The 16,309-nt window shown below is 66.7% G+C and carries 16 protein-coding genes; 11 read left to right on the forward strand and 5 right to left on the reverse strand.

Annotation, left to right across the window (positions count from 1 at the left end; translation table 11 throughout):
* Positions 1 to 149 precede the first annotated feature (149 nt).
* The 3 genes from rpoH to ACP696_RS18790 all read left to right on the forward strand — a co-directional run bounded on the left by rpoH (position 150) and on the right by ACP696_RS18790 (position 2,129).
* Positions 150 to 1,046, forward strand: coding sequence for an RNA polymerase sigma factor RpoH (gene rpoH, locus ACP696_RS18780; RefSeq protein WP_426014731.1), 897 nt, complete (start codon positions 150 to 152; stop codon positions 1,044 to 1,046).
* 57 nt (positions 1,047 to 1,103) lie between these two features.
* Positions 1,104 to 1,805 carry an alpha/beta fold hydrolase gene (locus tag ACP696_RS18785; protein ID WP_426014313.1) on the forward strand — a complete coding sequence of 234 codons (702 nt, stop codon included), beginning with the start codon at positions 1,104 to 1,106 and terminating at the stop codon, positions 1,803 to 1,805.
* Between the two features lie 75 nt (positions 1,806 to 1,880).
* Positions 1,881 to 2,129, forward strand: a complete 249-nt coding sequence (locus ACP696_RS18790) for a phytase (protein ID WP_426014311.1) — start codon at positions 1,881 to 1,883, stop codon at positions 2,127 to 2,129.
* 25 nt (positions 2,130 to 2,154) lie between these two features.
* Here the strand turns inward: ACP696_RS18790 and ACP696_RS18795 are convergent, their stop codons facing one another.
* From ACP696_RS18795 to ACP696_RS18810, 4 genes are all read right to left on the reverse strand, one after another.
* Positions 2,155 to 2,961 carry a response regulator gene (locus ACP696_RS18795; RefSeq protein WP_426014309.1) on the reverse strand — a complete coding sequence of 269 codons (807 nt, stop codon included), beginning with the start codon at positions 2,959 to 2,961 and terminating at the stop codon, positions 2,155 to 2,157.
* A gap of 122 nt (positions 2,962 to 3,083) precedes the next feature.
* Positions 3,084 to 4,208 carry a hypothetical protein gene (locus tag ACP696_RS18800; RefSeq protein WP_426014730.1) on the reverse strand — a complete coding sequence of 375 codons (1,125 nt, stop codon included), beginning with the start codon at positions 4,206 to 4,208 and terminating at the stop codon, positions 3,084 to 3,086.
* A 108-nt stretch (positions 4,209 to 4,316) separates the two neighbouring features.
* Positions 4,317 to 5,603, reverse strand: a complete 1,287-nt coding sequence (locus ACP696_RS18805) for an adenylosuccinate synthase (RefSeq protein WP_426014306.1) — start codon at positions 5,601 to 5,603, stop codon at positions 4,317 to 4,319.
* A gap of 136 nt (positions 5,604 to 5,739) precedes the next feature.
* The gene (locus ACP696_RS18810) at positions 5,740 to 6,327 is read right to left on the reverse strand and encodes an acyloxyacyl hydrolase (RefSeq protein WP_426014728.1); all 588 of its coding nucleotides are present in this window, start codon (positions 6,325 to 6,327) and stop codon (positions 5,740 to 5,742) included.
* 122 nt (positions 6,328 to 6,449) lie between these two features.
* Here ACP696_RS18810 and ACP696_RS18815 point away from each other — a divergent pair, with 122 nt between their 5' ends.
* From ACP696_RS18815 to ACP696_RS18830, 4 genes are all read left to right on the forward strand, one after another.
* Entirely contained in the window at positions 6,450 to 7,439 is a 990-nt protein-coding gene (locus ACP696_RS18815) for a threonine ammonia-lyase (RefSeq protein WP_426014304.1), read from the forward strand.
* An 84-nt stretch (positions 7,440 to 7,523) separates the two neighbouring features.
* A complete protein-coding gene (locus ACP696_RS18820; RefSeq protein WP_426014301.1) occupies positions 7,524 to 9,212 on the forward strand; it encodes a M28 family metallopeptidase in 1,689 nt (562 codons plus the stop codon).
* Between the two features lie 87 nt (positions 9,213 to 9,299).
* The gene (locus tag ACP696_RS18825) at positions 9,300 to 10,703 is read left to right on the forward strand and encodes an L-serine ammonia-lyase (RefSeq protein WP_426014300.1); all 1,404 of its coding nucleotides are present in this window, start codon (positions 9,300 to 9,302) and stop codon (positions 10,701 to 10,703) included.
* A 188-nt stretch (positions 10,704 to 10,891) separates the two neighbouring features.
* On the forward strand, positions 10,892 to 11,644 hold the full coding sequence (locus ACP696_RS18830) for a DUF72 domain-containing protein (protein WP_426014298.1): 753 nt from the start codon (positions 10,892 to 10,894) through the stop codon (positions 11,642 to 11,644).
* 98 nt (positions 11,645 to 11,742) lie between these two features.
* Here the strand turns inward: ACP696_RS18830 and ACP696_RS18835 are convergent, their stop codons facing one another.
* Positions 11,743 to 12,747: an NAD-dependent epimerase/dehydratase family protein gene (locus ACP696_RS18835; RefSeq protein WP_426014297.1), complete on the reverse strand. Its 1,005-nt coding sequence runs from the start codon at positions 12,745 to 12,747 to the stop codon at positions 11,743 to 11,745.
* A gap of 93 nt (positions 12,748 to 12,840) precedes the next feature.
* On the opposite strand from ACP696_RS18835, the gene ACP696_RS18840 reads away from it, so the two are divergent.
* The 4 genes from ACP696_RS18840 (at position 12,841) to ACP696_RS18855 (ending at position 16,280) form a co-directional block, all read left to right on the forward strand.
* Positions 12,841 to 13,734, forward strand: a complete 894-nt coding sequence (locus ACP696_RS18840; RefSeq protein ID WP_426014295.1) for a LysR family transcriptional regulator — start codon at positions 12,841 to 12,843, stop codon at positions 13,732 to 13,734.
* Between the two features lie 60 nt (positions 13,735 to 13,794).
* The gene (locus ACP696_RS18845) at positions 13,795 to 14,115 is read left to right on the forward strand and encodes a hypothetical protein (protein WP_426014292.1); all 321 of its coding nucleotides are present in this window, start codon (positions 13,795 to 13,797) and stop codon (positions 14,113 to 14,115) included.
* A 76-nt stretch (positions 14,116 to 14,191) separates the two neighbouring features.
* Positions 14,192 to 15,586 (forward strand): flavin-containing monooxygenase, encoded by a 1,395-nt coding sequence (locus ACP696_RS18850; RefSeq protein WP_426044161.1) that lies wholly within the window; start codon positions 14,192 to 14,194, stop codon positions 15,584 to 15,586.
* Positions 15,587 to 15,638: 52 nt separating this feature from the next.
* Complete coding sequence (locus tag ACP696_RS18855; RefSeq protein ID WP_426030412.1) at positions 15,639 to 16,280, forward strand: TetR/AcrR family transcriptional regulator; 642 nt, start codon at positions 15,639 to 15,641, stop codon at positions 16,278 to 16,280.
* The last annotated feature ends 29 nt before the right edge of the window (positions 16,281 to 16,309 follow it).

The raw sequence follows: 16,309 nt of genomic DNA on the forward strand, positions 1-16,309 counted from the left end.
TCACCCCAGAAGCGCCAATACCCGAGTCCGGGTGTCGGACATTACAAATGCGTCATCGGACCTTACCTTCGCCGGAACGCGTTCCTATCTGACCCTCCGTGGAGGGGATGATGGCGCGCGTTCCGCGGGCGGATCCGCACAATAAGGGGATAGTATCCATGGCAGTAAGATCACTATCGGTGATGTCGCCGGACGGCGGCCTGTCGCGTTATCTCACCGAAATCCGAAAATTCCCCATGCTGCCCAAGGACGAGGAGTTCATGCTCGCCCAGCGTTGGAAAGAGCATCAGGACAGCGCCGCCGCTCACAAGATGGTCACCAGCCACCTGCGCCTCGTGGCCAAGATCGCCATGGGCTATCGCGGCTACGGCCTGCCGATCGGCGAGGTGATCTCCGAGGGAAATGTCGGCCTGATGCAGGCCGTCAAGAAGTTCGAGCCCGACAAGGGCTTCCGCCTGGCCACCTACGCCATGTGGTGGATCCGCGCCTCGATACAGGAATATATCCTGCGCTCGTGGTCGCTGGTGAAGATGGGCACGACCGCCGCTCAGAAGAAGCTGTTCTTCAACCTGCGAAAGGCCAAGAGCCAGATCGCCGCCTTCCAAGACGGCGACCTGCGCCCCGAACAGGTCAGCTACATCGCCACCAAGCTGGGCGTGCTGGACAGCGAGGTCATTTCGATGAACCGCCGCCTGTCAGGTCCCGACGCCTCGCTCAACGCCCCACTGCGTTCGGACAGCGAGAGCGAGTGGCAGGATTGGCTGGCCGACGATAACCAGGTCTCGCAAGAGACCACGGTCGCCGAGAATCAGGAAAAGTCCATGCGGATGGGCCTGCTTGAGGAGGCCATGGTCGAACTCACCGACCGGGAGCGCCACATCCTCACCGAGCGGCGCCTGAAGGACGACCCGACCACCCTGGAAGAGCTGGCCACCCAATACGGCGTCAGCCGTGAACGGGTCCGCCAGATTGAGGTCCGGGCGTTCGAGAAGCTTCAGAAGTCGATGCGCCAAGGCGCTGTCGCCAAGAACATGGTTGAAGCCTAACCGCCTAGGCCGCACAGACTGGAGCGCCCCGAATCGCAAGGTCCGGGGCGTTTTTTAATGATCGATCCTCGCCCTCAACTGATCCTGCTGCCCGGCCTGCTGAATGACGCCGAGCTCTGGCGCGGCCAGGTTAGTGGTCTGGCCGACATGGCGCGGTGCCAAGTCGCTGACCTGACGCAGGGCGAGAGCCTTCGCGAACTGGCGCGGCAGGTTCTGGCCGAAGCCGAACCGACCTTCGCCCTGGCTGGCTTCTCGATGGGCGGCTATGTCGCTCAGGAGATCGCCAGGATCGCGCCGCGGCGCATCACGCGCCTGGCGCTGATCGGCGCCGCCATCCGCGTCGACACGCCGGAACGGGCCGCCCAGCGCCGCGCCGTCAACGCGGCCGCCGGCCGGGCCGGAGCCTTTCTCGGCATCGCCGACCGGCTGATGGCAAGCTATGTCGATGCTTCGCGCCTCGGCGACAAGATCCTGACCGGCCGCATCCACGCCATGACCCAGCGGCTGGGCCGCGAGGTGTTCCTGCGCCAGAACGCCATGCCGCGCGAGGACGGGGAGGCCGCGCTTAAGGCCCTGAGCTGCCCGCTGATGATCATCTGCGGCGAGCATGACGCCATCACCCCGCTGGGCGGCCAGCACGAGATGGCCCATGCGATCGGCTGCTCGCATTTGCTGGTCATCCCCAACGCCGGGCACATGACGCCCATGGAGGCGCCCGAGGCGGTCAATGCGGGCCTTCGGCGCTTGCTGGCCAGGTAAAGCCACGGACGCCCCGCCCGCACCGAGCGGCCATAGCGTTCGTTCTCGCCGAGGTGGTTTTCCGTCCCGACACTGGTGCGCCACGGCTCGTCGTTGAGGTTGCTGCGTCGGAGTCGCGGTCGGTTCAGGCCTGGGAACCAGGCCACACAGTCCGAAGGCTGGGTGGCCGACGATCGCACCGGCCAGCTCTATGTGGCCGAGGAAGACGTCGGTGTCTGGCGCTTCCCGGCCGCGCCCGAGATTCAACCAGAGCCTCTCGTGGGTTTCACCTGGGCCCAGCCCTTCGCCGGGGAGACGGAATATTTGGATGCCGATTCAATCTGAACCAAAGGCGCTCTAGCCCAGATCGCTAGGCGGCGCGGCCGCCTCCGCCATCTTCGGTCATGAAGCCCATCAGCGAGTCGATGCGCTGGATCAGTTCCTTGCGGCCCAGGGTCTCGGCCGTCGGGCCGGCGGTGCAGGCCTCCAGCGCCTCGGCGGCGGCGATCAGGCGCGGCTCGCCGACCAGCGTCCCGACCTTCTTCAGCTCGACGGCTTGGGCGGCCAGGGCCCGGCGGGCCTGGTTGGGATCGGTGTCCAGCGCCGTGGCGGCCGACTTGATGATCCGCAGGGCCTGGGACAGACGTGAGGCCGGCGTGCCGGCCGCATCGGCCTTGCGCTTGCGCGGCCCCTTGTATTCGGCCGAGTTGAAGCGCCGACGATCGGGTCCGACATATTGCACGGCCTCGACCCAGTCACGGGGCTTCAGCGTCACCGCCTCGAGTCGCCGCTCCAGATCCTTGATCGTGAACGGCTTGCGCATGAATTCGTGGATGCCGGCGTCGCGCGCCCCGAAGATCGCCTCGGCCGTCGCTTCGGACGTGCACATGATGATCGGGTTTTCGCGGCAGGCCAGGTCGCTGCGACGAATCTTGCGGGCCAAGGCCTGACCGTCGCAGCCGCTGGACGCGTGCTCTACGAAGATCAGCAGCGGGTCGGTGGTGCGAGTCATCGCCCAACCAGCCTCGATCGAGGTGGCGTGGAAGACCTGGATATTGCCCACGTGGCGCAGTTGGTCGGCGAGCAGGCGAACGGCAGGGGTGTTCGGATCGACGACCAGCACACGCTGCATCTTCGAAGCGACACGTTGCAATGTGCGGATATTGCCGTCGAACACGAGACCCTGACGCTCCCACTATGACCGGCCGCCACATTATGACGGTGACTGTAAAAAACCACTTGATGCCGCGTTTCCGCGACCGATTGTCTATGGCGGGCGGCTCGGCAAATGAACCGGCTTCAGAACCCGATACTGGTGCTGAGGCCGGAGTCGAAGTCTTGCAGAATATCAACCGCTTCGTTTACGTCACAGACCAAGGGCTGGCCAAGAGGGAAGCGATAGCGCCAGAAGCTGGCGATGTGGGCGATGACCCCGACCTTTTCACCCAGGCTCAGGAACATGTCCGGCGCGCGCAACAGAAACTCGCGGAACGCCTTGGGCTTGCCGTTGTCGATCAGGTCCTCGAAGGCGCGGTCATAGACGTCGAGCGCGCGCATGATCGCCTTGCGCTCGGAAACGATGCCATGCCGCAGACGCGTGCGGGTGTCCTCGATATAGCGACCCGTGTCGGCGTCCCGATTTCCGGTCACCGTCAGCCGGGCGATTTCGCCGCCCACGGTGTTCAGCTCCGGCCAAAGGCGGGACAGCATCCACTTGTAGTAAAGGAAGCCCTTCCAGCTGAAGACGCCCTCCTTGAAACTGTCGCCGTCCATGACCAGGGTCTCGCGCAGCGGCTCCAGGCGTTCATCGACGTCGGTGGACAGCAAGGCCTCGACTAGGCGCGCGGCGTAGGCGCCCGGGACGATGCGGCCAGCTTCCTGGAAGGCCAGGTTGATTAGCTGCGAGATCTGCACCGAGACGAAGGTTTGCATCTGCTCCATGTCGCCGCCTGACAGGGCGAAGTAGCAGGGCGCCACCAGCAAGCCGTTGCGACGCAGGTGCTCGCGCAACAGGAACGGATCGAGCGACGGTAATTGGTCGATCATCCGCAGCATGGCCAGGTCGCGGGCCATGTCGCTGTGCTCGTTACAGGCCTCGCGCAGCAGGTCGATCCAGCCGCGTTGCCCGACGAAGAAGGATTGGCCGCCCAGGCCCAGGTCGCTGCGTTCGAACGGGATGATGATCTTGGTGGCGGTCGGCTTGATCTCGTCGAACAGGAAGATGTCGTCGGTGCGCAGGCGGTGCTTGATCACCAGGGCCGTGTTGAGCACCCGGTTGCGGAACATCGGCGCTTCGCCATGTTCGGACCGGTGTCCGCTCCGGGCGTCTATGGCCAGCAGATTGAGCACGCGGCTGGTCGACGCGGTGCGCTCAAGCGCACGCAGGCTGCGCGTCAAGCGATCCGTCTTGTTGGCGGATTTCATCAGGCGACGCGCTGCGGCCACGGACGGCGAACTCCCTAAGGAGCCGCCGTCATAAACCATCGCCTGCTAAGCAAACGCTAACTGTGCCGTGGAAACCCCTTGTAGCGCCTAGCCTTGGAAGGGATCGCGCATCAGGATGGTGTCGTCGCGCTCGGGGCTGGTGGACAGCAGGGCGACGGGCGCGCCGATCAGTTCCTCGACCCGGCGCACGTACTTGACGGCGTTGGCGTTGAGGTCCTTGAACGAGCGGGCGCCGGCGGTGCTTTCGCTCCAGCCGTCCATCTCCTCGTAGATCGGCTGGGCGGCCTTCTGGTCGCGCATGCCAGCTGGCAGGTAGTCGAAGACCTTGTCGCCGATCCTGTAGCCGACGCAGATCTTCAGGGTCTTCAGGCCGTCCAGAACGTCGAGCTTCGTCAGCGCCACGCCATGGATGCCGTTGATGGCCACCGACTGGCGCACCAGAACGGCGTCGAACCAGCCGCAGCGCCGGGCCCGGCCGGTATTGACGCCGACCTCACGGCCGACGGTCGACAGGTGCTTGCCCACCTCGTCGTCCAGTTCGGCGGCGAACGGGCCTTCGCCGACTCGGGTGGTGTAGGCCTTCACGATGCCCAGCACATAGCCTGTCGCCGAGGGCCCCATGCCCGACCCGGCCGAGGCCTGGCCCGCCACGGTGTTGGACGAGGTGACGAACGGATAGGTGCCGTGGTCGACGTCGAGCAAGGCGCCTTGAGCGCCTTCGAACAGGATCCGGCGGCCGTCCTTGTGGGCCTTGTCCAGCAGGCGCCAAGCCGGCTGGGCGTAGGCCAGCACGCGCGGGGCGACGGCCAGCAGGGCGTCGAACAGTTCGTCGCCATCGGCCTCGGGCAGGCCCAGGCCTCGACGCAGGGCGCCGTGGTGGGCGAGCAGGCGCTCGATCTTCGGCTTCAGGGCTTCGGGATCGGCCAGGTCGGCGACGCGGATGGCGCGGCGGCCGACCTTGTCCTCATAGGCCGGGCCGATGCCGCGGCCGGTGGTGCCGATCTTCTGGGTCGAGGCGGCCTCGCGGGCCTGGTCCAGGTCCTTGTGCAGCGGCAGGATCAGGCAGGCGTTGTCGGCCAGGACCAGCAGGTCGGGGGTGATCACCACGCCCTGCTCGGCGATCTTGTCGATCTCGCTCAGCAGGTGCCAGGGATCGACCACCACGCCATTGCCGATGACCGAGAGCTTGCCCTGCACGACGCCCGAGGGCAGCAGGGCCAGCTTGTAGACCTTGCCATCGACCACCAGGGTATGGCCAGCGTTGTGGCCGCCCTGGAAGCGGACGACGACGTCGGCCCGGTTGCTGAGCCAGTCAACGATCTTGCCCTTGCCCTCGTCGCCCCACTGGGCGCCGACTACGGTCACATTGGCCATGGTCTAGATATGCCTTGTCACCTGCCCGGTGACGTCACGCGACCCTTCGACAGGACTCGACCGCGGACGTTGAATTCAATTGTGGGCGGCCCAAGCCTGGGCGACCGTAGGGCCCGGATCACCGAACCCCGCCACGTCAGAAGGCGTAAACCAGCCGCACACCCACGTCGTCAAGCCCTTGGTTCTTGCCCTGGTGGAAGATCTGGCCGTTCGACAGGTGCGTATAGGACAGTTCGGCCGACACCCGGTCGTTGAACCGGTAGCCCAGGGCCAGTTCCGGCTCGAACAGCACCTTGGAGCCGAAGTCGATGCGGGTGTTGTAGAGCACCAGGCGGCGATCGATCTCGGCCTGGGAGATGCCCGGTTGGTTGACCGGCGGCAGGCCAGCCGCGCCGTCGGTATAGGCCAGGCCAAAACCAGGCCGCAGATAGAAGCCGCCCGGCGCGCCCAGCTCGATCGGCCAGTCGAAGCCGGTGGCGACGAAGTTGGAGGTGTTCTCGCTATTGATCGAGACGAAGGCGTGAACCTGCGGCTTGCCCAGCCAACGCAGGCTCTCGATGCGGTTGGTGCGATAGCCCAGATGGACATCGACGCCGTCCTCGCGCCCGGCGGCGCCCAGGCCGACAGCCTCACCCAGGAACGTCACGTCGTGCTTGTAGACGCCGACAAAGGCTTCACCGGCCAGGGCGGGCCCGGCGACGGTCATGGCGATGCAGGCCGCCATGGCGAACAGGGCTTTCTTCACGGAATGCTCCCCAGCAAAGTCGTGTGTTTTTCTCTTATGGCGTGAACGGCGCGGCTCGCAAAGGGTTTCGATCGCGCTGAGGCGGCGTTAGACCCTCGTGCATGACCGACGCCCTCGCCATCGCCTTTTCCGACATCGAATCCGCCGCCGCCCGCCTGGTCGGCCTGGCGGTGCGCACGCCGCTAGTCGAGAGCCCCGCGCTTAACGAACGCCTGGGCGGGCGAGTGCTCATCAAGCCCGAGACCCTGCAGCGGGCCGGGGCGTTCAAGTTCCGCGGCGCCTATAACCGCCTGTCGCGGCTAAGCGACGACGAGCGCCAGCGCGGGGTGGTGGCCTTCTCATCGGGCAACCACGCCCAGGGCGTCGCCCTGGCGGCCCGGATCATCGGCTGTCCGGCCCTGATCGTCATGCCGTCCGACTCGCCCAGCGTGAAGGTCGAGGGCACGAGCGGCTTCGGGGCCGAGATCCGTTTCTACGACCGTTTCACCGAGGACCGCGTCGCCATCGCCGCAGAGATCGCCGCCGAGCGCGGCTGCGTGGTCGTGCCGTCCTATGACGACCCGTACATCATCGCCGGCCAGGGCACGGTGGGGCTGGAGATCGTCGAACAGGCTCGCGCGCTCGGGCTCGAGCTGGACCGGGTGCTCTCGCCCGTCGGCGGCGGCGGGCTGGTCGCCGGCCTTTCCACGGCGGTCAAGGCGCTGTCGCCGGAGACAGAGGTCTGGGGCGCCGAGCCGGTCGGCTTCGACGAGACCCGCCGCTCCCTGGCCTCCGGGCGGCGCGAGACCATCGAAACGGGCGCCCGCTCGATCTGCGACGCGCTGCAAACTCTGATCCCCGGCGAGCTGACCTGGCCGATCAATCGCCAGAATCTGTCGGGTATCGTCGCCGTCACCGACGCCGAGGTGGCCGAGGCCATGCGCTACGCCTTCTCGGTGCTAAAACTGGTGGTCGAACCGGGCGGCTGTGTGGCGCTCGCCGCGGCGCTGACGGGGAAGATCGACCTGAAGGACCAGACGGCGGCCATCGTCTGTTCGGGCGGAAACGTCGATCCGGCGCTGTTCGCGCGGGTGTTGGCGGGAGAGATCTGACTTTTTCTCCCCCGCTTTGCGGGTGAGGAGAAGCCAGCTAGGGTCCGCCCCAACGATAAAGATCTACTCCAAAAGAGAGGCCCGATGAAACGCCTGCTGCTCGCGACCGCCCTGATCGTAGCTCCCATGCTGGCGCATCCTTGTTTTGCGCAAGGGGCGGCCGATACGCCCAAGATTGACCCCGCAAAGCTGTCGGCCCACATCAAGGTCCTGTCGTCCGACGCGTTCGAGGGCCGGGGCCCCGCCACGGCCGGCGAGACCAAGGCGGTCGGCTATATCGTCGAGCAGATGAAGGCCATCGGCCTGGAGCCGGCCGGCGATCCGCAGAAGGACGGGACCCGCGCCTGGACCCAGGACGTGCCGCTGGGCAAGTTCGACATCAAGGGCCCTGTCGACGCCCACTTCACGATCGGCGGCAAGACCGTGCCCCTGGCCCGGAACGAGCAGATCGCCATCCGCGCGGCCATGACCAATGTCGACAGCGTCGCCATCAAGGACGCTCCGCTGGTCTTCGTTGGCTATGGCGTCAAGGCGCCAGAGCGTCACTGGGACGACTTCAAGGGCCTGGACCTGAAGGGCAAGGTCCTGGTGGTGCTGATCAACGACCCCGACTTCGAGACCGGCCCAAACACCAAGGACGGGGGTGACTTCGGCGGCAAGGCCATGACCTATTACGGCCGCTGGACCTACAAGTACGAGGAGGCTGCCCGCCAGGGCGCGGCCGGCGTGCTGGTGGTCCACGAAACCGCCCCGGCCGCCTATGGCTGGGCGACGGTCAAGAACTCCAACGGCGCGACGATGTTCGACATTGTGCGCAATGAGCCGGCCAAGAGCCACCCCAACCTGGAGGCCTGGATCCAGCGTGACGCGGCGGTCGAGCTGTTCAAGGCCGCCCATCTCGACTTCGAGGCCCTGAAAAAGCAAGCCCAGAGCCGCGACTTCAAGCCGGTCGAGCTGAAAGGCGCGACCTTCTCGGCCGCCTACGCCGTCGATCACTCGGTGATCGTGTCGAAGAACATCGCCGGCCGCATCAAGGGCTCCGTCCGTCCCGACGAGACGGTGATCTACAGCGCCCACTGGGACCATCTGGGCGTTGGCGCGCCCGACGCGCGCGGCGACAAGATCTATAATGGCGCGATCGACAACGCCGATGGCGTCGCCGCCATCCTGGAAACCGCCCGCGCCTTCAAGAGCCAGCCGGCCCCGCAGCGCTCGATCCTGTTCCTGGCCGTCACCGCCGAGGAGCGCGGCCTGCTGGGTTCGGAATATTACGCCGCCAACCCGCTCTATCCGCTGTCCAAGACCGTGGGTGACCTGAACATCGACGCCCTGTCGGCCACCGGCCCGGCCAAGGACATCACCACCTCGGGCGACGGCAAGGTGGATTTGCAGGACCTGCTGGTCGCCAAGGCCAAGGCCCATGGCCGCTATTTCACGCCCGACCCTTCGCCCCAGGCCGGCCATTTCTATCGCTCGGACCACTTCCCGTTCGCCAAGCGCGGCGTGCCGGCCATCTCGGTTGGCTCGGGCGAGGATCTGGTCGTGGGCGGCAAGGAAGCCGGCCAGAAGGGCGAGGAAGACTACACCACCAACCGCTACCACCAGCCCGCCGACGAATGGCGAGCCGACTGGGACCTGACCGGCCAGGCCCAGGACATAGGACTGTTCTATGAAGTGGGCGCGGACTTGGCTAATTCGAGGGTCTGGCCGGAATGGCAGGCGGGCTCGGAGTTCAAGGCGCTGCGGGACACGACCAAGGCGGATCGGAAGTAGACTTCTGCCGTTCGGGACGCGGACGGGGACATGCCTATGTCCCCGATCGTAATTCGCGGACGCAAACGCGTTTTGTGAAACCACACCATGACAGCCTCCGTCTTCGACCTATTCAAGCTCGGCGTCGGCCCGTCGAGCAGCCACACCATGGGGCCGATGACGGCCGCCGGCCTGTTTGTCGGCCGTCTGCGTGACGCCGGCCAACTGGCGACAACGGCGCGGGTCAAAATCCGCCTCTACGCCTCCCTGGCCCTCACCGGTCGCGGCCACGCCACCGACCGGGCGGTGGTCTTGGGCCTGATGGGCTTCGTGCCCGCCCAACTCGACCCCGACGCCGGCGAGGCGGCGCTGGTCGAGGCCGCCGCCAACCAGTGGATCATGTTGGGCGGCGAGGTCGGCATCGGCTTCGACGCCGAACGCGACATCGTCTGGGCCGGCCACGAACGCCTGCCGCAGCACCCCAACGGGCTGGCCTTCACAGCCTTCGACGCCGCTGGCGTCACGCTGGCGGAGCGCACCTATTTCTCGATCGGCGGCGGCTTCGTGCGCGACGAGAGCGAGATGGGCCGCAACACCCCGCCAGAGGAAGGGCCAGAAGTCCCCTTCCCGTTCGAGAGCGGCGCCGACCTGTTGCAACGCGCCGCCGACGCCGGCCTGAGCATCGCCGGGGTGATGGGCGCCAACGAGCTTGTCCGGATGGACGAGGACGCGCTGGCCGCTGGGCTCGACCGCATCTTCGAGGCCATGGAGGCCTGTATCGACCGCGGCATGCGCGAGAGCGGCGTCCTGCCCGGAGGGCTCAACGTCAAGCGGCGAGCCCTCCAGATCCATCAGACCATCCAGGGCCGCATGGAGCGCCAGATCAGCGACCCCCAATTCAGTGATCCATTGGCGGCGATGGACTATGTCAACCTGTGGGCCATGGCGGTCAACGAGGAGAACGCGGCCGGCGGCCGGGTGGTCACCGCCCCGACCAATGGCGCGGCCGGCCTGATCCCGGCGGTGCTGCGCTTCTACCACCGCTTCCACCAGGGCACGCCGCAGCAGGTGCGGGTGTTCCTGCTGACGGCGGCGGCGATCGGCGCGCTCTACAAGCGCAACGCCTCGATCAGCGGGGCCGAGGTCGGCTGCCAGGGCGAAGTCGGCGTGGCCTGCTCGATGGCGGCCGGCGGGCTGTGCGCGGCGCTCGGCGGCACCAACGCGCAGATCGAAAACGCCGCCGAGATCGGCATGGAGCACAACCTCGGCCTGACCTGCGATCCGATCGGCGGCCTGGTCCAGATCCCCTGCATCGAGCGCAACGCCATGGGCGCCATCAAGGCCATCGACGCCGCGCGGCTGGCGCTGCTGGGCGATGGTCAGCACTCGGTGTCGCTCGACAAGGTGATCGCCACGATGAAGCGCACCGGCGAGGACATGAGCGAGATTTACAAGGAGACCTCGTTGGGGGGTCTGGCGGTGGGGTTGTCGGTCAACCGGGTGGAATGTTGATCACCTGCCTCCTACGGATCGCTTCGCGATCGTCTTCCCCCAGAGGGGGAAGAGCTTAAGCGCAGGGCTCCGCCCCCTCGCCGCTGACAGACGGCGAAGCCGTCAGGTGGGGGCCAGTGATCCGGTTTCCTCTTGCTCAAACTCAAACCCTTAACCTAACGTGCCGCCAGAACAGGAAGAGAACACTCATGCCCGGAACCATTCGCGCCGGCATCGGCGGCTGGACCTACGAGCCCTGGCGGGGCGGCCCCTTCTATCCCGATGATCTGAAGCAGAAGGACGAGCTGAAATACGCTAGCCGCCACGTCACCAGCATCGAGATCAACGGCACCTACTATTCCACCTTCAAGCCCAACAGCTGGCAGAAGTGGCATGCCGAGACGCCCGACGACTTCGTGTTCTCGGTCAAGGCCAGCCGCTACTGCACCAACCGCAAGGTGCTGTCGGAGAACAACGACTCGCTGGAGAAATTCCTCAGCCAGGGGCTGGAGGCGCTGGGCGCCAAGCTGGGCGCCATCAACTGGCAGTTCATGGCCACCAAGAAGTTCGACCCGGTCGATTTCGAAGGCTTCCTGAAGCTGCTGCCCAAGGAAATCGGCGGCCGGCCGGCGCGCCACGCCCTGGAGGTCCGCAGCCCCACCTTCGCCACCCAGGAATTCTACGACCTGGCCGCCCAGTACGGCGCGGCCATCGTCTATGCCGAGGACGACGAGGAGCCGACTTGGCCCTGCATCGACCAGCCGACCGCCGACTTCACCTATGCCCGCCTGATGTCGAGCCGCGAGAGCGAGCCCACCGGCATGACCTCGGACGATCTGGACGCCATCGCCAAGCGAGCCCAGGCCTGGGCCAAGCGCGGCGACGTCTACGCCTACTTCATCGCCGGGGCGAAGGTGCGCAATCCGGCCGCCGCCATGGCGCTGATCGAGAAGCTGAAATAGAGGCTGCGCCTCGGAAGCCCTTTAAGCGGCTGGGGACATGCACAGATGCATGTCCCCGATCGTGGCAATGCCTTTGACAATCCGTGGCGCCGTAAGCCTCAGCTTTGCGTCGCGGCACGGCCGGCCTCGGGCGCTCCCGCGACGGGATGGCTCTCCAGACACCCCAGCCCCCTCAGACTCACCGCCATCGCGACGTCGAGCGGCGTGTGCGGGACCTCGCCCAGAAACGCCCGCAGCTTGCCGTCGATAAGCGCCATGGGCTCGCGCCACAGGTAGCGCATCTCGGCCATCTCGCTGAAGACCGGCACCACGGGCGAGAGGGCCACGATCATCCACCAGGGGAAGGCCTTGATCGGCAGCTTGGGCTGGCCCAACACCCGACGGATCGACGCCCCCATCTCACCCCAGGCCAACTGGTGGCCGCTGAAGTGAAACACCTCGAACGACCCCAACCGGTCGGCGCGATCCAGCACGCGCGCCATGGTTTCGGCCAGGTCCGGCAGATAGGCCCAGGCGTGGCTGACGCCCTTGGCCGACGGCTCGGCCACCGAGGTCGGCGGCGCGCCCGGCTTGACCACCGCCTGGCCGAAATAGTTGTTGCCGGCGTGCGGGCCGAAGAAGTCACCGGCCCGGACGATCAGCACCGGCGCGCCATCCGCCGACGCCGCCTTCAGCCGCCGCTCCATCTCGACCCGGATCTTGCCCTTGCGCGTGGCGGGCGCCTGCGGCGCGGTCTCGTCGATCAGCGGGAAGGCGTCGAGGCCGAAATTATAGACCGTGCCCGGCAGCAGGATCCGCGCGCCGTTGGCCTTGGCCGCGGCGATGGTGTTGTCGAGCATCGGCAGGACCAGCTTGTCCCAGTCCTTGTAGCCGGGCGGGTTGGCGGCGTGGACGATCAGCGAAACGCCCTGGGCCGCGCGGGCCACGTCGGCGGCGACCATGGCGTCGCCTGCGATCCAGGCGATACCGGCCTTGGCGGGCTGGTCGCGACGGGTGAGGCCGCGGACGGTCCAGCCGTGGCGAACCAGGGCGCTGGCCGCTTCGCCGCCGATGCCGCCGGCCGCGCCGATCACCAGGGCGATGGGTTGTGAAGTCGAGGTCATGTTGGTCTCCCGTGAAATCTGATGACCCCAAACTGCGCCTCAATCAGATAAACAGGAATTGGCGAACCTTGTTGATCTGCTATGCAAGAATGCATGAACGATCCCGATTGGAGTCTCTATCGCGCCTTCCTGGCCGTGCTGACCGAGGGCAGCCTGTCGGCCGCCGCTCGAACCTTGGGTCTGACCCAGCCGACCCTGGGCCGACAAGTCGCTGAACTTGAGCGCGCCTTGGGCCTGGCCCTGTTCACCCGCTCGCCGCAGGGCCTCAAGCCCACCGACGCCGCCCTTGAGCTGGCCCCGCACGCCCAGGCCATGGCCGGGGCCGCCAGCGCCATGGCCCGCGCCGCTTCGGGAGCGGGTGACACCGCGCGTGGCGTCGTTCGCATCACCGCCAGCGAGATCATCGGCGCCGAGGTGCTGCCCCGGATCCTGGCCGCCTATCGCCCGTTGCACCCCGGCGTGATCATCGAGCTGGCCCTCGACAATCAACAACAGGACATGCTGCGCGGCGCGGCCGACATCGCCGTGCGCATGGTCCGCCCCACCCAGGAGGCCTTGGTCGCCCGCCGCCTGGCCGACACCTATCTGGGCCTCTACGCCCATCGCCGCTATGTCGAGGCCGAAGGCGCGCCGACCACCCTGGAACAGCTTCAGGACCACCCTCTGGTCGGCTTCGATCGCGGCAACCCCTTTCTGAGGGACCTTGCCCAGCGGTTGCCCCTGAGTCGCAACGGCTTCGCGTTCCGGGCAGACAGCGATCTGGCGCAGCTCGCCGCCGTGCGCGCCGGCTTCGGCGTGGGCTTCGTCCAGCACGGGATCGCGCGGCGGGAGCCCGACCTGATCCCCGTCTGCCCCGGCCTGATCCGCTTTTCGCTCGGCATCTGGCTCGTGATGCACGAGGACCTGCGCGGCACCCTGCGGATGCGGACGATGTTCGATCATCTGGCCGACGGGCTGACGGACTTTCTGGCGACGTCGCAGCCTTAGCCCTTCACGCCTGCAACGTGGTTAATCAAACCTAAAGCTGTCCGCGCTACACACGGCTTCATGCGCCGCGCCCTCGCCTGCCTGCTGATGATCGCCGCCCTGGCCACGCCGGCCGGCGCCCAGGTGCGGGCCAAGCCGACCACGGTGGTCCCGCGGGCCGTGACGTCGCAACCGACACCGACCCAGACGGCCAATCCCGTCCTGCCCGTGCTGCTGCCGTTCGCCGCCAACCGCCAGGGCCGCGATCCCGGCCAATGCCGGGCCGCCTGCGCCAAGGCCTATTATTTCTGCGGCGCGACCGGCGACGATCCCGGCTGCGGCGGCCAGTGGGCCCAGTGCAAGAGCCGCTGTACGGCCACCTACACGCGCCCGGGCGGCTGAGTAACCCAACGGCAATTTGACGGTCCGGCTAACGCTGTTACGCTCTCCTGAACAACGATAAGTCAGGGAGGGGGCCATGAGCCCAGCACTGCCTCAGAAGGGGCTGCCAAAGGCCTGCATCATCGGCGCGGGCTGTAGCGGTTTCACCACCGCCAAGCGGCTGAAGGACGCTGGCGTCTCCTATGACTGTTTCGAGGCCTCCGACGACATCGGCGGCAACTGGTACTTCAAGAACCCCAACGGTCTGTCGGCCTGCTACGAGAGCCTGCACATCGACACCTCGAAATGGCGCCTGGCCTTCGAGGATTTCCCAGTCCCGGCGGGCTGGCCCGACTTCCCCCATCACAGCCAGGTCCTCCAGTACTTCAAGGACTATGTCGCCCATTTCGGCCTGCGCGAGACCATCACCTTCAACACCAAGGTTCAGAAGGCCGCGCGAACCGACGACGGCCTGTGGTCGGTGACCCTGTCGACCGGCGAGACCCGGCTCTATGACGTGCTGATCGTCGCCAACGGCCACCACTGGGACCCGCGCATTCCCGAATATCCAGGGTCGTTCGATGGCGTCGCCTTCCACGCCCATGCCTATAGCGACCCCTTCGATCCGGTCGATATGCGCGGCAAGACCGTCGTGGTGGTCGGCATGGGCAATTCGGCCATGGATATCGCCAGCGAACTGGCTCAGCGGCCCATCGCCGGCAAGCTGATCGTCTCGGCGCGGCGCGGGGTCTGGGTGTTTCCGAAATATCTGAACGGCAAGCCGTCGGACAAGTCGGCCATGCCGCCCTGGATGCCGCGCAAGCTGGGCCTGTCGATCGTCCGCTCGCTGATCCGCAAGCATGTCGGCAAGATGGAAGACTACGGCCTGCCCAAGCCCGACCACGAACCGCTGGAGGCCCACCCCTCGGTGTCGGGCGAGTTCCTGACCCGGGCCGGTTGCGGCGACATCACTTTCAAGCCGGCGATCAAGGCGCTGGAGGGGAAGACCGTCCGCTTCGCGGACGACACGGTCGAGGCAGTCGACGTCATCGTCTTCGCCACCGGCTACAAGATCAGCTTCCCCTTCCTGGCCGAGCCGGCCCTGGTTCCGGACGCCGATCACCGCCTGCCGCTATTCAAGCGGATGATGAAGCCCGGGACGCCCAATCTCTTCTACATGGGCCTGGCCCAGGCCCTGCCGACCCTGGTGAATTTCGCCGAGCAGCAGTCCAAGCTGGTCGCCGAATACCTCACTGGCCGCTACGCACTCCCGGCGATCGCAGACATGCAGCGCATCACCGCCAAGGACGAGGAGCGCCACACCGGCCAGTATTACGCCTCGGCCCGTCACACCATACAGGTCGATTTCGGCGTCTATTGCGCCGACCTGAAAAAGGAGATTTCGGCGGGTGAAAGGCGGGCGAAGGCGGCCGGCAACAGGCTTTCAATCGCAGCGCGCGCCGTCGAGGCCTTGCCCCTGGCGGCGGAATGAGGCTGAAATCATGACGGGGCGTCAGCTGGGCCTCGTCACGAGTCGCGTTCCGATGTCGAACATCGCCTATTTCCCCGTCCGACCGGTTCTCGAGGACCATAAGCCCGGGAAGCGCGAGCGCACCAAGGTCGCCAACCGCCAGGCGATCCTCGACGCCGCGCGCGCGGTGTTCGGCGACCTCGGCTACGAGGCCGCCACCGTGCGCGACATCATCCGCCGCACGGGTTTGGCCTCGGGCACCTTCTACAATTACTACAAGTCCAAGGAGGAAGTGTTCGACGCCCTGGCCGACGACGGGGCGCGCCGCTTCCGGCCGATCCTGCGGGCCGAGTCCGAACGGGCCGTCGACTTCGAGGGCTTTCTGCGCGGCGCGGTCCGGGCCTATTTTGAGTTTCTGGAAGGCGAGCACGAGAGTTGGCGGGTCAACCGGCCGGCCGGCGAGGTCTTTCCCCATGCCCGCCCCACGCCCGAAATCGTCGCGGTGTTCGACGAGGTCCATGCCGCCCTGGCAAAGGTTCTGGAGCACGACCACGCCCCGGCGGTCGATCTGGATTACTTCGCCGCCGCCTGTATCGCGATCGCCCGCGAGATCGGCGACAAGATGCTGGAGCGTCGCCCGATCGACGTGGCCGGCGCCGCCGATTTCGCCGTCAAGATGATCCTCGGCGGCCTGCCCGCCCTGCCTCACGCCTGAAGCCGCGCCTTCCATAAGAAAGAGCCCAA

This window comes from Caulobacter sp. DWR3-1-2 (assembly GCF_049896225.1).
Classification (GTDB): Bacteria; Pseudomonadota; Alphaproteobacteria; order Caulobacterales; family Caulobacteraceae; genus Caulobacter.

What these genes read in the sequence shown, in the direction of transcription:
- ACP696_RS18785 (WP_426014313.1), top strand. Translation starts at nt 1,104, where the DNA reads ATGATCGATCCTCGCCCTCAACTGATCCTGCTGCCCGGCCTGCTGAAT.
- ACP696_RS18800 (WP_426014730.1), bottom strand. Translation starts at nt 4,208, where the DNA reads ATGAAATCCGCCAACAAGACGGATCGCTTGACGCGCAGCCTGCGTGCG.
- ACP696_RS18805 (WP_426014306.1), bottom strand. Translation starts at nt 5,603, where the DNA reads ATGGCCAATGTGACCGTAGTCGGCGCCCAGTGGGGCGACGAGGGCAAG.
- ACP696_RS18810 (WP_426014728.1), bottom strand. Translation starts at nt 6,327, where the DNA reads ATGGCGGCCTGCATCGCCATGACCGTCGCCGGGCCCGCCCTGGCCGGT.
- ACP696_RS18815 (WP_426014304.1), top strand. Translation starts at nt 6,450, where the DNA reads ATGACCGACGCCCTCGCCATCGCCTTTTCCGACATCGAATCCGCCGCC.
- ACP696_RS18820 (WP_426014301.1), top strand. Translation starts at nt 7,524, where the DNA reads ATGAAACGCCTGCTGCTCGCGACCGCCCTGATCGTAGCTCCCATGCTG.
- ACP696_RS18825 (WP_426014300.1), top strand. Translation starts at nt 9,300, where the DNA reads ATGACAGCCTCCGTCTTCGACCTATTCAAGCTCGGCGTCGGCCCGTCG.
- ACP696_RS18830 (WP_426014298.1), top strand. Translation starts at nt 10,892, where the DNA reads ATGCCCGGAACCATTCGCGCCGGCATCGGCGGCTGGACCTACGAGCCC.
- ACP696_RS18835 (WP_426014297.1), bottom strand. Translation starts at nt 12,747, where the DNA reads ATGACCTCGACTTCACAACCCATCGCCCTGGTGATCGGCGCGGCCGGC.
- ACP696_RS18840 (WP_426014295.1), top strand. Translation starts at nt 12,841, where the DNA reads ATGAACGATCCCGATTGGAGTCTCTATCGCGCCTTCCTGGCCGTGCTG.
- ACP696_RS18845 (WP_426014292.1), top strand. Translation starts at nt 13,795, where the DNA reads ATGCGCCGCGCCCTCGCCTGCCTGCTGATGATCGCCGCCCTGGCCACG.
- ACP696_RS18850 (WP_426044161.1), top strand. Translation starts at nt 14,192, where the DNA reads ATGAGCCCAGCACTGCCTCAGAAGGGGCTGCCAAAGGCCTGCATCATC.
- ACP696_RS18855 (WP_426030412.1), top strand. Translation starts at nt 15,639, where the DNA reads ATGTCGAACATCGCCTATTTCCCCGTCCGACCGGTTCTCGAGGACCAT.